Origin of the sequence: Pedobacter superstes, assembly GCF_037622515.1 — a bacterium.
GTDB classification, from domain to species: Bacteria; Bacteroidota; Bacteroidia; order Sphingobacteriales; family Sphingobacteriaceae; genus Paradesertivirga; species Paradesertivirga superstes.
In genome coordinates this window covers 344,877-359,381 of sequence record NZ_JBBJCN010000003.1, presented here as the reverse complement: position 1 = coordinate 359,381, position 14,505 = coordinate 344,877, and the positions used below count along the sequence as shown (strand labels likewise).

The 14,505-nt window shown below is 38.6% G+C and carries 13 protein-coding genes; 11 read left to right on the top strand and 2 right to left on the bottom strand.

Features of this window, described 5'->3' with window-relative positions; translation table 11 throughout:
• The first annotated feature begins 1 nt into the window (after position 1).
• The 6 genes from lptE (at position 2) to WG906_RS10385 (ending at position 5,799) form a co-directional block, all read left to right on the top strand.
• A complete protein-coding gene (gene lptE, locus WG906_RS10410) occupies positions 2–517 on the top strand; it encodes an LPS assembly lipoprotein LptE (protein ID WP_339992531.1) in 516 nt (171 codons plus the stop codon).
• Between the two features lie 29 nt (positions 518–546).
• On the top strand, positions 547–2,145 hold the full coding sequence (locus tag WG906_RS10405; protein ID WP_339992530.1) for a DUF8458 domain-containing protein: 1,599 nt from the start codon (positions 547–549) through the stop codon (positions 2,143–2,145).
• Positions 2,146–2,155: 10 nt separating this feature from the next.
• Positions 2,156–2,488: a preprotein translocase subunit SecG gene (gene secG, locus WG906_RS10400; protein ID WP_339992529.1), complete on the top strand. Its 333-nt coding sequence runs from the start codon at positions 2,156–2,158 to the stop codon at positions 2,486–2,488.
• A gap of 209 nt (positions 2,489–2,697) precedes the next feature.
• Positions 2,698–2,985, top strand: coding sequence for a co-chaperone GroES (locus WG906_RS10395; RefSeq protein WP_339992528.1), 288 nt, complete (start codon positions 2,698–2,700; stop codon positions 2,983–2,985).
• A gap of 112 nt (positions 2,986–3,097) precedes the next feature.
• On the top strand, positions 3,098–4,738 hold the full coding sequence (groL, locus tag WG906_RS10390; RefSeq protein ID WP_339992527.1) for a chaperonin GroEL: 1,641 nt from the start codon (positions 3,098–3,100) through the stop codon (positions 4,736–4,738).
• A gap of 275 nt (positions 4,739–5,013) precedes the next feature.
• Positions 5,014–5,799 (top strand): mechanosensitive ion channel family protein, encoded by a 786-nt coding sequence (locus WG906_RS10385; RefSeq protein WP_339992526.1) that lies wholly within the window; start codon positions 5,014–5,016, stop codon positions 5,797–5,799.
• A gap of 25 nt (positions 5,800–5,824) precedes the next feature.
• Here the strand turns inward: WG906_RS10385 and lipB are convergent, their stop codons facing one another.
• Positions 5,825–6,523 (bottom strand): lipoyl(octanoyl) transferase LipB, encoded by a 699-nt coding sequence (gene lipB, locus WG906_RS10380; protein ID WP_339992525.1) that lies wholly within the window; start codon positions 6,521–6,523, stop codon positions 5,825–5,827.
• Positions 6,520–7,209, bottom strand: coding sequence for a 4'-phosphopantetheinyl transferase family protein (locus tag WG906_RS10375; protein WP_339992524.1), 690 nt, complete (start codon positions 7,207–7,209; stop codon positions 6,520–6,522). The genes lipB and WG906_RS10375 overlap by 4 nt, the downstream gene beginning before the upstream one ends.
• A gap of 124 nt (positions 7,210–7,333) precedes the next feature.
• On the opposite strand from WG906_RS10375, the gene dcd reads away from it, so the two are divergent.
• From dcd to WG906_RS10350, 5 genes are all read left to right on the top strand, one after another.
• Positions 7,334–7,870: a dCTP deaminase gene (gene dcd, locus WG906_RS10370; protein ID WP_339992523.1), complete on the top strand. Its 537-nt coding sequence runs from the start codon at positions 7,334–7,336 to the stop codon at positions 7,868–7,870.
• 106 nt (positions 7,871–7,976) lie between these two features.
• A complete protein-coding gene (locus WG906_RS10365) occupies positions 7,977–10,691 on the top strand; it encodes a TonB-dependent receptor plug domain-containing protein (protein ID WP_339992522.1) in 2,715 nt (904 codons plus the stop codon).
• Between the two features lie 20 nt (positions 10,692–10,711).
• Complete coding sequence (locus WG906_RS10360; protein WP_339992521.1) at positions 10,712–11,449, top strand: enoyl-CoA hydratase/isomerase family protein; 738 nt, start codon at positions 10,712–10,714, stop codon at positions 11,447–11,449.
• Positions 11,450–11,487: 38 nt separating this feature from the next.
• Positions 11,488–11,784, top strand: a complete 297-nt coding sequence (locus tag WG906_RS10355; protein ID WP_339992520.1) for an ATP-dependent Clp protease adaptor ClpS — start codon at positions 11,488–11,490, stop codon at positions 11,782–11,784.
• 119 nt (positions 11,785–11,903) lie between these two features.
• Positions 11,904–14,372, top strand: coding sequence for a TonB-dependent receptor (locus tag WG906_RS10350; RefSeq protein ID WP_339992519.1), 2,469 nt, complete (start codon positions 11,904–11,906; stop codon positions 14,370–14,372).
• The last annotated feature ends 133 nt before the right edge of the window (positions 14,373–14,505 follow it).

The window sequence follows — 14,505 nt, the reverse complement described above, 5'->3', positions numbered from 1 at the left end:
AATGAAACGTATTTTTAAAAAAGCACATTTAGGTATCCTGCTGCTGGTATTCTTTTTTCAGGCTTGCTCGTATAAATTTAACGGAGCCTCGATTCCTCCTAATATGAAGACGGTTTCTGTAGACTTCTTTGAAAACACAGCGCCTTTAGTCGTGCCAACACTGAGCCAGGCTTTTACCGAAGAATTAAAGACACGTATAAGAACGCAAAGCAAATTAAATTTAATCCGCGAAAATGCAGACGGGCATTTCGAGGGCCGTATTACCGACTATAATTTCGCTAACGTTGCGGTTACGGCAGGTGAAAGAGCTAACCTTGTTAGGTTAACAATTACAGTGAGTGTTAAATATACCAGTGCTTTGGATCCTGAACAGAGTTTTGAGCAATCCTTTAGTCAATATGAACAATTTTCTCTTGATAATGGGTCTATCCAGGCTCAGGAGCCTAAAGTAATTCCAATTGTAACGAGAAGGCTAACAGAAGATATTTTCAACAAAGCTTTTGATAATTGGAAATGAGTTTATTAGTTTCATCTTTTTATTAAAAAGTGGCAGATTTAAGTTTCGTAAATACCAGAGAATTTTCAAGGTTAATATCTAACCCTTCCACTTTAACGGTCTTTGATATGGCTATGCTGGAGGATTTGGTAGAACTTTATCCTTTTTCATATCCCCTTCATGTATCGTATGCCTTTACTCTTAAAAAGTATAAGCCCGAAAAGTTTGGAGATTATCTTTCTAAAGCGGCTGCATACATTCCCGATAGGCTACAGCTCTATAAAATCATAAATAATATTGCTGAATTAGAAAATACTCATTCAGAGAAATCCTCTGAGCCCTTTCTGGACAGCTCACTGCAGGAGGTGGTTGAAAAGGCTGCATTGGAGTTGGAGAATTCTGCCTCAGAGTTAGTTGCATCTTCTGCCGGTGTGGATGAAAATGCACAAATAGAAAATAAATCCGAAGAGGTGGGAATGGTCGCAGATCCTGAATTATCGGAAGGCGTACCAGTAAGTGCAGGAATTGCTGAAGATGAGTTTATTCAAATGAATAATATTCAGGATATTCCTTTCGAAGAACATGCCGAATTTATAGCTGACTCAGGAGAGGTACATGAAGAGAGTGATTTCGAACAAGTAATAGAGATTTCAGGATTAGACAATTCCGCTGAATCAAATGAAACTGTTTCAGAATCTGATTTTTCAGAACCTGTTTCTGTAGGCGAAGTTTTAGAGCAGGGGCAAGCCGGGGAGGTATTCTTCGAAGGCCCGGATCTGACGGAATCCTTAGATACTCAAATGATTGTAAATAAAGTCTCCGAGGAAAAGAATGAGGATGCAGAAAAAGCTGTAAGTTATTTTAAAGTTAACCCGGATACTTTCGACAATACTATTGAAACAGTAATACCCTTTTCAGAATATCCGGAAGATAATATAGTTATCCAGGAGGTCTCTGTCAATCCTGGGATAAATGAGCTTGCTGAGCATGCTCCTGCACAGAATGAAATAATCGGCAATATTGCCTCAACAGATTATTTCGTATTTGATAAGTCTGTTATTGATCCTCTGCTAAAAGAGGATAGTGTTGAGTCGTTGGCTGAAGAGACAGCAATTGCGGATCCTGTACAGCACAACACAGTTTCGATGTATGATGACGATAAAATGCCTCTTTCATTTTTGTGGTGGTTAAATAAGACCCGGAAAGAGCATGCAGATACCTATCAGCCATATGCTCCAAAACTGCCTGTAAGTCCGGAAATTATTAAAAAACATGTTTCAGGGCAGCTTGATCATCAGATCATCGAAAATATTTTCCATTTTCAACCGGAGATAAATGTTCTCCAAAACGAAAGCAGGGTAGCGAATTTTGTTCATAAGCGCCATGAAGATTCTATAATTGAAAAATTCATTACCGAAGATCCTCAAATTCGGCCGCCCAAGGCAGAACGACTGGATACAGAAAATAAGGCAAGGAAAAGTTCGGAGGATAATCTAGACCTGGTTTCGGAAACCCTGGCAAAGATTTACACCGATCAGATGCTTTATCATAAAGCCATTGATACTTACCAAAAATTAAGTTTGAAATTCCCGGAAAAAAGCGCTTACTTTGCCGGTCAAATTCGGGAAATAGAAAAGAAATTTAATTAATATATTTATCATGTTCATTACACTGGTTATTCTGGCAATCATTATCTGTATACTATTGGCACTCATTATTTTAATCCAGAATCCAAAGGGCGGTGGCCTTACATCTGGCTTCGCTGGTTCAAATAATGTTATGGGAGTACAACGCACCGGAGATTTTCTTGAAAAAGGAACCTGGGTGTTAATTATTTCACTAATGGTAATTGTATTACTTATTAATGTTGTTCCTCAGAGCGGAGTATCGGGATCTTCAACAGAAGATATTCAAAACCAGGTAACAAAGCCGGCTGGAACTTCCCCGCTTGTTCCGCAGGCACTTCCGGGCGCAGATTCAACAAAGAAATAGTATTGCTTAATTGCATAGTGAAGGCTTCCTTAATGGAAGCTTTTTTTTTGTGCTGACATTTCACTGACAGCATGACATTGAGCAGGTTAAATAGCTATTCGGATTTTTTGATATATGTAATTTTGACAAGTTAACCGCCAAAAATCCCTGAAATATTTCTTTGGCACAAAAAGTGTCAAACAGGGTACAGAACAAAATATATCAAAACTATGGCATTAAATATTAAACCAATCGCTGGCACTGCCAACAGGGTAATAGTAGAGGCAGCTGCTGCAGAAGAAAAAACGGCTTCAGGTATCTATATTCCAGATACTGCAAAAGAAAAACCTCAAAAAGGAACGGTAATCTCTGTGTCGCCAGAAGATGGTGAAGGTAAAAAACCTACTGTACAGGCAGGCGATACTGTTTTATATGGCAAATATGCCGGTACTGAAATTACTCACGAAGGAAAAGAATACCTTATTATGCGTGAGTCTGATATTTACGCGGTTCTTTAGAAATGAAAGAAGGATTGAATTTTGAAGGATTGAGTATTTTCCAGCCACTCATCTGTTATTCATTAATTCTATCATTCATTAATCTACATTCAATCATTAAAAAAAATTAAAAATGGCAAAATTAGTAAAATACAATGTTGATGCTCGCGACTCCCTGAAAAGAGGTGTCGATATTTTAGCAAACGCAGTTAAGGTAACTCTTGGTCCTAAAGGACGTAATGTAATTATCGATAAGAAATTCGGTTCTCCATCTATCACTAAAGATGGTGTTACGGTAGCAAAAGAGATAGAATTGAAAGATCCTATCGAAAACATGGGTGCACAAATGCTGAAAGAAGTGGCTTCAAAAACTGCTGATATAGCAGGTGATGGTACTACTACTGCCACTGTTTTAGCTCAGGCTATCGTAACTGCGGGTATTAAAAACGTTGCTGCCGGTGCAAATCCAATGGATTTGAAACGTGGTATTGATAAAGCCGTTTCTGCAGTTGTTGCTAATTTGAAACAACAGTCTCAAACTGTTGGTGAAGACAATAACAAAATCAAACAGGTTGCTTCTATTTCTGCAAATAACGACGAGATTATCGGTTCGTTAATTGCTGAAGCAATGGGAAAAGTTGGTAAAGACGGTGTGATCACTGTTGAAGAGGCTAAAGGAACCGAAACTGAAGTTAAAACTGTTGAAGGTATGCAGTTTGACCGTGGATACCTTTCTCCATACTTCGTAACCAACGCTGATAAAATGGAAGTGGAACTTGAAAACCCTTACATTTTAATCTACGACAAAAAGATCAGCAGCATGAAAGAATTGCTTCCTGTTCTTGAGAAACAAGTGCAAACTGGTAAGCCTTTAGTAATCATTGCTGAAGATTTAGACGGAGAGGCTTTAGCTACATTGGTAGTTAATAAAATCCGTGGTTCACTGAAAGTGGCTGCTGTTAAAGCTCCTGGTTTTGGCGACCGTCGTAAGGCAATGTTAGAAGATATCGCTATCCTGACAGGTGGTACTGTGATTTCTGAAGAAAGAGGTTACAAATTAGAAAATGCTGACCTTTCTTATTTAGGACAAGCTGAAAAAATCGTTATCGATAAAGATAACACTACTGTAATCAACGGTGCCGGTAACTCTGAAGATATCAAAGCTCGTGTTAATCAGATCAAATCTCAGGTAGAATCTACTACATCTGATTATGACCGTGAGAAATTACAAGAGCGTCTAGCTAAATTATCAGGCGGTGTTGCTGTACTTTATGTTGGTGCTGCTACAGAAGTTGAGATGAAAGAGAAAAAAGACCGTGTTGATGATGCATTACATGCAACTCGTGCAGCTGTTGAAGAAGGTATCGTTGCCGGTGGTGGTGTTGCTTTCATCCGTGCTGTTGAAGCTTTGGCTGACCTTAAAGGTGCTAACGAAGACGAAAATACTGGTATCCAGATCATTCGTCGCGCTATAGAAGAGCCTCTTCGTCAGATTTGCGAAAACGCAGGTATCGAAGGTTCTATCGTAGTTCAAAAAGTTAAAGAAGGAAGTGCTGATTTTGGTTATAATGCGCGTACTGATGTTTATGAGAACTTAATCGGAGCAGGTGTTATCGATCCAACTAAAGTTTCTCGTGTGGCGTTAGAAAACGCAGCATCAATTGCAGCGATGTTGTTAACTACAGAGTGTGTATTAGCTGATGAGCCTGAAGAAGATAAAGGCGGTCACGGTGGTATGCCTCCAATGGGTGGCGGCATGGGTGGAATGATGTAATAACTGAATTTCACAGAATATAGAAACGCCCCGGAGCTATTCGCTCTCGGGGCGTTTGTCTTATCAGGATTATTGAATTTTTCGGATTCGAAGAAATCTTTACAAGCTAATATTCAATTCAAATAATATCTACAAAATGGATTCCGAAGATCCTCGGCGGATAAAAATTCCTCAAAGAACTATAAAGCCTCAAACACCAGTCCGCTTAATTTTTTACATTTGTCAGTCAAAAAAATCTGATAATTCTCCAATTCTCTAAATTCTGATCCGGACACATGAACTGGGATACATTTTACGATAAAGCTTACGATTTTATAATTTTTAACGGACCAAAGGTATTAACCGCTATAATCATATTCTTTATAGGGATGTGGTTTATCAAGCTTATGCGTAAATGGCTGGTATCTGCCATGCAAAAACGCGATCTCGATCCTTCGCTGCAGCCCTTCTTACAAAGTATAATCATAATATCTCTGCAGGTATTTTTAATAATAGGCATAATGCAGGTGGTGGGCATTGAGCTTACTATTTTCACAACTGTAATTGGGGCCTTTAGTGTTGCAGCGGGCTTAGCTCTCTCGGGTACTTTACAGAATTTTGCCAGCGGTGTGCTTATTCTGATACTGAAGCCGTTCCGGGTTGGTGATAATATTATTGCGCAGGGACAGGAGGGTATAGTCAATTCCATCCAGGTTTTTTATACGGTTGTTACTACCTTCGATAATAAAACCGTGATTATTCCGAATAGCAAACTCTCAAATGAAATTATTATCAATACAAGCAGAGAAGGAAAGCGCAGGTTAGATGTTGAGTTAAAACTAAATTATAAAGTTGATTTTAATTCAGTAAAACCCATAATAGAGCAAACGATTAAGGCATCTCATAATATTCTAAAAAGTCCCGAATCCCGAATTGGAATTTCATTACTTGAACCAGATGGTTACAAGATTTCTGTAAATATTTGGGTTAACCCGCATGGATTTACTGATGCCAGGTTAAATTTTCAGGAAAAATTAATTGATGACTTGAAGAGTGCCGGAATATTGCTGCCGGGTATGTAAATAGTTATGGAACTGGCCTATCTCATTAATCCAGTTCCATTTCAAATAAACGAGCAATGTGAGCTTTTAATTTCCACTTCACTTCTTCCATGTTAAGTTTATGGCCAATCTCCCGTTCCATTGAGGTAACGTCTTTATCATCTATTCCGCAGGGAACAATATTTTTAAAATACTTAAGATCGGTATTCACATTAAATGCGAAGCCATGCATTGTAACCCATCGACTGCATCGTACTCCCATAGCACAAATTTTCCTTGCCTTACTATTATCAGCATCCAGCCAAACTCCGGTATAGCCGGGATATCTCCCTGCCTTGATACCATATTCAGCAAGTGTTAAAATAATAGCTTCTTCTAAGGTTCTTAAATACAGATGAATATCTGTAAAGAAATTATCCAGATCCAGGATCGGATAGCCTACTAACTGACCAGGTCCATGGTAAGTTATATCGCCGCCCCTGTTAATTTTGTAATAGGTAGCTTTTTTTTTCTTTAATCCTTTTTCATCCAGTAATAGATTCTCGGTTTTGCCACTTTTGCCAATAGTGTAAACATGAGGATGTTCAACAAAAATCAGGTAATTGGAAGTAGGGATTATGCTGTCGTTAGTTCGGTTATCGATTTTAAGCTGTACGATGCTGGAAAAAAGTTCTTCCTGTCGGTCCCAGGCCTCCTGGTAATCAAGCAATCCCCAATCCTGAAAAAATACTTTTTTAATTTTCATTTGCTTGCGTTTTGATGATGAGTCGAACTGGAATTACCCATTTCAATGCCTCCGGCGACATACCCAAGCATGTAGTTTTCGAAACGCTCAAAATAAACATCAAATTTTTTGAGCGAATGATCAGTTTCTAAAAAGCCCTGAAAGTTGCCAGCTTTAGAATATGGAAAGGTTTGCAGTCGTATATCATCTTTAAAAGACACATTCCGTTTACCCTGAAGCTTATAAATGGCTTCTTTGGCGCACCAACAGATATACAGATGTTCAATTTTGTGTAGGGGGTCCATAAAAGCTATTTCTTCTTTAACCAGAAATTTATGTGCCACCCGTTCGATTTTATCCTTTATCATTTCTATATCGATACCAACAGCTTTGTCTTTGCTGATCATGACCGCGGCATAGTCAAACGAATGGCTAAAGGATATATGAAATGATGAATCGGGAAGGTAAGGTTTGCCATGTTCGTCGACCTGGCAATCTATATAATTTTCAGTCTTCAGTAATTGTCGTAACAGAACGCGGGTGCTTAACCAATGAAGATTCCGTTTTCCATTGTTAAGGCCATCTAAAACTTTTTCTTCATGATCTCGTAATTGCAGCTGCGCATATAATTCTTCTGCAGATTCTTCTATCTTCCAGATAGCAAATTCTGTGCTGTCATCCAGTTTTTTATGGTAAGCAAGGGCCATGCTTTTATATTCAATTTAAATACAACTCCTGATTCGAAGTGTTTGCTCGACACTTTTCAGAATCTGAAATAGCTCGTAAAATTATCTTAAAATAATCATACTTTAGGCCAAACCTTCCGTAATTATGATTATCTCAGATAAACGCATTCTAGAAGAAATAGAAAAAGGTACAATTATCATAGAACCTTTCAAAAGAGACTGCCTTGGCACTAATTCTTACGATGTGCATTTAGGCAAATACCTGGCCACATACAGAAACCGGGTGCTCGATGCGAAAGTTCATAATGAAATAGATCATTTTGAAATTCCCAAAGATGGCTTTGTTTTGCAACCGAATACCTTATACCTGGGTGTTACTGTAGAATATACAGAAACCCATAATCATGTGCCTTTTCTTGAAGGAAAATCCAGCACAGGTCGTTTAGGGATTGATATACATGCCACTGCCGGTAAGGGTGATGTTGGCTTTTGTAATACCTGGACCCTGGAGATTTCTTCGACCCAGCCTGTACGCATTTATGCAGGTATGCCTATCGGTCAATTGATTTATTTTGAAGTGGGAGGAGAGATAGAGACCTTCTACAACTCGAAAGGGAATGCTAAATACAACCGAAAAACAACCAAACCGGTTGAAAGTATGATGTGGAAGAATTCTTTTTAGAATATTACGTTATAGACATAGGTTTAAAGCCTCATTTTTAGTAAATTGAGGTTTAAAATCGGCCTGTAATCATTCATTTTAAAGGCATGAGTTAGATCAGATTCCAATGAAAACGCGGTATATAGTTTTTTTGTCAGTTCTGCTTTGTTCAGTTCTGAGTTTCGGATTTGCAACAGATGAAGATCCTATAAAAGAGTTGCTTTTAAAACTCGACCGCTACCGGGATAACTACACTTCGGAAAAAGTTCATATTCATACTGATAAGCCTTATTATAGCATTGGTGATACTATATGGTTTAAATCGTATGTGGTGAATGCGGAGAAAAATCAACTATCAGGCCTCAGCAAGATTCTGTACGTGGATCTCATCAATGAAAAAGATTCCATAAAAAAGACCTTACGACTTCCCCTTATTTCCGGTTTAGCCTGGGGTGATTTTACTTTGTCTGATTCCCTTAGCGAGGGCAATTACCGCATCAGAGCTTATACCAATTGGATGCGGAACTTTGATGAAGCATATTTCTTTGATAAGTCTATAAAAATTGGAAATTCATTTTCCAGTCAGGTTATAAGCGACGTTAAATATAGTTTTTCTAAAACAGGTATTCGGGAGCATGTGGATGCCAGCATCACGTACTCAAAATTAGATGGCAAGCCACTCGCCGGGAAAGAAGTAAACTACGATATTCTACTTGACCACCGGAATATTCTAAAGGGGAAGGGTGTTACCGATAATAACGGGAATCTTTTAATTAAATTTACGAATAGTCAACCCTTTATTCTGAAGGCAGGAAAGATAAATACCTCTATTAAAATTGATTCACAAACAATTGTTAGAAAGATCTTCCCTGTAAAAGCAACTTCTGCAAATGTTGATGTACAGTTTTTCCCTGAAAGCGGGAATCTGGTTAATAATATAAAGTCGCGGGTGGCATTTAAAGCCCTTGCAGCAGATGGGGTAAGCAGAAATATTTCAGGTTATATTCAGGATGAAAATGCTGTGAGAATTACAGAATTCAGTTCCGCTTATGCGGGCATGGGCAGTTTTTTGTTTACTCCGCTAAAGGATAAAAAGTATTCGGCTATCGTAAAATTTGATGACGGCTCTGAAAAAAAACTGGATTTGCCACGAGCATTTGACTCGGGTTATGTATTATCTGTAAACGGTGCCGACAGTGAAACCTTAGTTATTAAAGTGACCGCAGCTGTGGCTGAATCTTCTGATAAAGAAATTATCCTTGTGGGCCAGTCAAACGGGACTGTACATTTTATTTCAAAAAATAAACTGGAAAGGAATGTTTTATCGGCTTCTCTTTCCAGGAAACGCTTTCCTCAGGGAATAATCCAGTTTACTTTATTCGACGCCTCTTATCAACCCTTAGCAGAAAGACTTGTTTTTGTACGTCATCCTTCCCCTCTTACATTGCATCTAAAATCCGATAAGGAAACATACGGCACACGGGAAAAAGTTAACCTGAGTTTTAGTGCTGCAGACTCATCAAAGAAGTCCGTTCAAGGTGTATTTTCGATGGCTGTTACCAATGAATCTTTAATGCCATTTGATGATGTCAGGGAAAATACAATCCTTTCAAATCTTCTCCTGAGTTCAGAATTAAAAGGATACATAGAAACTCCCAATTATTATTTTAGTGACGTTACGCCCCAAAAAGATGAAGCTCTGGATAATCTGATGCTCACACATGGGTGGCGAAAGTTCGACTGGAAAAAAATTGCTGCCGGAATATATCCGGTTTTGACATTTAAGCCGGAACAAAATATAAGCTTAAGCGGAAAAGTACTGAATACGAATGGCACATCTGTTATTGGAGGGAAAGTTACATTGCTTACTTCGCGAGGGACCGGATTGCTTCTTGATACTATAACAGATGGCGGAGGCCGGTTCAATTTTGAAAATCTGACATTCAATGATAGTACGACCTTTATTGTGCAGGCGCGCAATGAAAGGGATAAGAAAAATGTAGAAATAGTTCTTGACAGGGTGCCGCAACAAATGGTAACAAAAAATATAAATTCTGCCAGTACAGAAATAAATGTGAATCAATCGCTTTTAACATATCTTCAAACCCGTAGCGAGCAATTTGCTGAAATGAGAAAGTATGGATTGTTACGGCGAAGTATTATGCTTGCGGAGGTTAAAGTGACTGAGGCAAAGCCTAAAGTAAAACAGTCAAGTAATCTTAATGGTGCGGGTAATGCCGATGCAGTTATTGTTGCGGCAGATCTGGTAAACTGTCAGAATCTGGCATTTTGCCTTCAGGGTAGAGTTGCAGGGCTGGTTATCCAAAACGGGGTGGCTTATTTAACCAGAAACATGTTTAGTTCTTTTTCTGGTGCGGTGCCGATGCAATTAATTGTTGATGGAATGTATGTGGAGCCTTCCTATCTTTCGGTTATTAGTCCTAATGACGTTGAAACTATTGAAATACTAAAAAATATAGGAAATACTGCTATCTATGGGATGCGTGGTGGTGGAGGGGTAATGATTATTACGACTAAAAGGGGAGAACGCAATATGTCGCCGAGAAGTTTTGCACCCGGTATTGCTGCGTACACCCCGCAGGGTTATTATATTGGCAGGCAATTTTATTCTCCGGTGTACGCCGCTCCTAAATCTAATACTTATATACCCGATTTCAGATCCACGATTTTTTGGGTGCCAAATATTTTAACAGATTCTGAAGGTAAAGCTTCAGTAGAGTTTTTCACAGCAGATAAACCGGGAACTTATAAAGCTGTTGTTGAGGGTTTAGACCTTAAGGGATCTTTGGTTAGGCAAGTATATCGGTTTAATGTCAAATGAACACCATTAAAATAAACGTAATGGAAAAAATCGCTCTTATAACACTTGACAGAGGGAGATCTAACGCCATAGACGCCGAAATGGTAATGGAGTTAAAAGATATTATTCAGAATATTGGAAATGATGACAATATTTCTGGTGTCATATTAACAGGAAAAGACGAATACTTTACTGCTGGCCTGGATTTACTCGATCTTTTCGATTACTCAGAAGATCAGATAAAAACTTTTTGGGAACAATATTTCGGGCTTATCTATGCTTTAACGTCTTTTAAAAAACCACTGATTTCCGCAATCAATGGACATGCGCCGGCCGCCGGTACAATTTTTTGCCTTTGCAGCGACTACAGGATAATGGTCCAGGGTAATTATTCAATTGGGCTAAATGAAATCGCTTTAGGAATCATTGTTCCGGACAGTTTTTTCCAGTTATATGCGTCGTGTATCGGAAGACAAAAAGCAGGCAAATATCTGCTTGAAGCTAAATTAGTGAATCCCGAAGAGGCATTGAGTATTGGCTTGATTGATGAGATGGTGAGTTCCGAAATTTTAATGAACACCGCTGTTCGGCAGATGCAGAAATATCTTCAGTTTAATAAGGTTGTATGGCAGGAGAGCAAATTTAACATACGAAGGAACCTGGCTTTTGCCGTTCAGCCTCATCAGCCCGATATTATAAAAAAAATACTGGACGAATGGTGGGCGCCTTACAACAGGTCAATTTTACAAACAATTATAAAGAACTTTAAAAAGTCTTAAATTTGTAAATCACATCCTGTATTAAAAAAACTTTGGAGATGAATATTCGTAGTGCCGGAACAGAAACAGAAGTCGAAACTTTTACTCTCGAAGAAATTTTAACAAGTATCCGACCTAATCATCGTTTGATTTTATGGAATGATGATATAAATACATTTGAGCACGTAATTTATTGCCTGGTAAAGTATCTTGACTATAATAGTAATCAGGCTGAGAATATCGCATGGACCATTCATAACGATGGCAAATGTGCTGTTTTGGAGGGTTCTTTTACCGAGCTCGAGGTTTATCGTAAAATACTTCAGCAGGAAGGTTTAACGGTTAGTATCGATTAAATTTCTTATTCTGTTTTTCATCTCCTTTTATCGTAATAAAGTAGTTACTGCCATAAATTTCATGGATAATGGCTTTTCTTTGCACGCTGTTTGTTACCCTTTAAAGCAAAACACTACAAATGAGGCTCCTGCAATTTATTCTCGCTTTTTCTTTTCTATATGTCAATGCTGTTTCGGCACAAATAGCTGAGGGAAGAATCAGTGGTACAATTATAGATGCCGGCACAAAGAAAACAATAGATTTTGCAACTATCGCCCTGCTTAATTCATCACGGCAAACTATCAAATCGGCTCAAAGTGATGCAGATGGCAAGTTTAGCATGAGCTCTCTGCCTTTTGCTAATTATTCCTTGAAAATCAGTTTTATTGGTTATCAGCCATTCTCAAAAGATTCGATTGCTATAAGCCCTCAGAATTCTCAAATAGATCTTGGCACTATTTCACTAATACCAAATAAAGCCAATGTACTGAAAGAGGTTACTGTTGAGGCACAGCGAAATGCAATGACTTTAGGTGTAGACCGCAAGGTATTTAACGTAGAACAAAGTTTGGTGAGCGAAGGAGGCTCAGCCACTGATTTGCTGGCAAATGTTCCTACTGTTTCAGTTGATATTGACGGAAATGTGAATCTTCGGGGTTCCGGAAATGTTCGTGTACTAATAGACGGTAAACCTTCAGCGATCGGTGGCGGTGATATTTCTACGGTTTTACAGTCTTTACCCGCCAGTTCAATAGAAAGCATAGAGCTTATTACTAACCCTTCTGCTAAGTACGATGCCGAGGGCCAAACCGGAATAATCAATATTGTTCTAAAAAAGAATAAAAAAATAGGTATAAATGGTGCGGTTGCGCTGTCGGCTGGAACCCAGGAAAACTATAATGCTAATGCCAATTTAAGCTATCGCGATGGAAATGTGAATTTATATGGGAACTATAGCTTCCGATATGGCACCCGAATGGGCGGGGGCTTTAATAACACTTCTTTTGTTAATAATGGACAAACCTTTAATACTTCCCGCGGTGAGCGCAATAATATTGGAAATAACGCTAAAATAGGGTTTGACTACTATCTGAATTCAAAAACTACAATAGGAGCTTCTGCGAACATGAATCTTCGAAACAGTGAGAATAGCGAAGACATTAATTACGTCTATCAGAATTATTTTAATGCCGCCACTAACGGTACCAGTTTTAGAAAGTCGGAAGAAGAGGGCAAAGACAAGGGGTATGATTTAACTCTGGATTTTAGCCGGAAATTTAAAAAACAAGGTGAGGAGCTAATTGCGAATTTTAGTTTTGGGCAAAGCTCTGAAGATGAAGGTTCAAATTTCAATCAGAATTTCTTTTATCCCCAAAGGATCAATACGGATTCTTTAGACAGAAGGGTTAATATTAATACTGAGTCAAGAACAAATTACAATTTGCAGGCAGATTATACACTTCCATTCACAGAAAAGCAAAAGCTTGAAGCTGGTTATAGAACAACGATCCGCATGGGTGATGATGGTCAGGGTTCAGAGAAGTACAATCAGGCTATGGGGCTTTTTGAAAAGGATTATGCATTAACTAATGATTTTTCTTCTGAAGATATTGTGCATGCCCTATATGCAAATTACCAAAACCAGATCACTGAAGGATTTGGCTTTCAGGCTGGGCTGAGGGCAGAGCAGGCTTATCTGAATACAGAATATACCGGAATTGATGGAGATACTTTTTTGCCAACAAGTGCAAAAGGGAACCTGGATTATTTTAGAGTTTACCCGAGTGTTTTCTTAACTCAAAAGTTTAAAGGAGAGAATCAACTGCAACTAAGTTATACACGCAGGGTTAATCGTCCGAGAGGCTGGCAGGTAAATCCATTTCTGGATGTTACCGATCCCAACAATCTAAGGATGGGTAACCCGAATTTAAGACCGGAAGATATTCATTCTGTTGAATTCAGTTACATGAAATTCTGGAAGGCTTTTACATTAACTTCGACCGTATTTGCCCGCCAGGTAAATGATGTAGTGCAGAATTACCGTACGGTATTAAGCGGTGATACAACTTTAAGCCAGTTTATCAATATTAGTAAAACACAGGCGTCCGGGTTAGAGCTGATAAGCCGGGCAGATATTGCTAAAGGGTTCAATATCACAGCGAATGTAAATGTGTTTTATAATAAGTTTTTTGGTAACGCTCAGTATGGTTTAAAGTCTAACGACGGCTACAACTGGAACTCAAACTTAACATCAAGTTTTCAGCTTCCAATGAATTTATCCGGACAGATAAATATGAACTATATGGCTCCCAGGATAACTGCTCAGGGGAGAGGCCGAGAAATGTTTGGTATGGATGCCGCTTTACGATTAGACATTATGAAGAAAAAGGGAAGTCTATCGTTTAATATGCGTGATGTTTTTAATAGTCGGAAATGGGGTATGATTACAGAAACAGATGCCTTTATTTCTGAGTTTCAGCGTCGCATGCAGGGACGCCAGGCAACTCTAACCTTCAGCTATCGTTTTGGCCAGTCTGATTTGCCACACAGAAATAAGCGTAATGACAGAGAATCCGAAGCTCCGTCAATGGAAGAGCCTCAGTTTTAGACCAATCATGTTTCGGGATTGTATGTAAGTTTGTCTTAAGGTTGCCCTGAATTTTATAGTATTATCATAGTATTAAGCTATATATTCCAAATCGAAGAATTGATAGAATATATAAGAATAAAATTCAATATTC

Bases quoted from the DNA above. Each gene is read 5' to 3' on its own strand.
- lptE (WP_339992531.1), top strand. From the start codon at position 2: ATGAAACGTATTTTTAAAAAAGCACATTTAGGTATCCTGCTGCTGGTA.
- secG (WP_339992529.1), top strand. From the start codon at position 2,156: ATGTTCATTACACTGGTTATTCTGGCAATCATTATCTGTATACTATTG.
- WG906_RS10395 (WP_339992528.1), top strand. From the start codon at position 2,698: ATGGCATTAAATATTAAACCAATCGCTGGCACTGCCAACAGGGTAATA.
- groL (WP_339992527.1), top strand. From the start codon at position 3,098: ATGGCAAAATTAGTAAAATACAATGTTGATGCTCGCGACTCCCTGAAA.
- WG906_RS10385 (WP_339992526.1), top strand. From the start codon at position 5,014: ATGAACTGGGATACATTTTACGATAAAGCTTACGATTTTATAATTTTT.
- lipB (WP_339992525.1), bottom strand. From the start codon at position 6,523: ATGAAAATTAAAAAAGTATTTTTTCAGGATTGGGGATTGCTTGATTAC.
- WG906_RS10375 (WP_339992524.1), bottom strand. From the start codon at position 7,209: ATGGCCCTTGCTTACCATAAAAAACTGGATGACAGCACAGAATTTGCT.
- dcd (WP_339992523.1), top strand. From the start codon at position 7,334: ATGATTATCTCAGATAAACGCATTCTAGAAGAAATAGAAAAAGGTACA.
- WG906_RS10365 (WP_339992522.1), top strand. From the start codon at position 7,977: ATGAAAACGCGGTATATAGTTTTTTTGTCAGTTCTGCTTTGTTCAGTT.
- WG906_RS10360 (WP_339992521.1), top strand. From the start codon at position 10,712: ATGGAAAAAATCGCTCTTATAACACTTGACAGAGGGAGATCTAACGCC.
- WG906_RS10355 (WP_339992520.1), top strand. From the start codon at position 11,488: ATGAATATTCGTAGTGCCGGAACAGAAACAGAAGTCGAAACTTTTACT.
- WG906_RS10350 (WP_339992519.1), top strand. From the start codon at position 11,904: ATGAGGCTCCTGCAATTTATTCTCGCTTTTTCTTTTCTATATGTCAAT.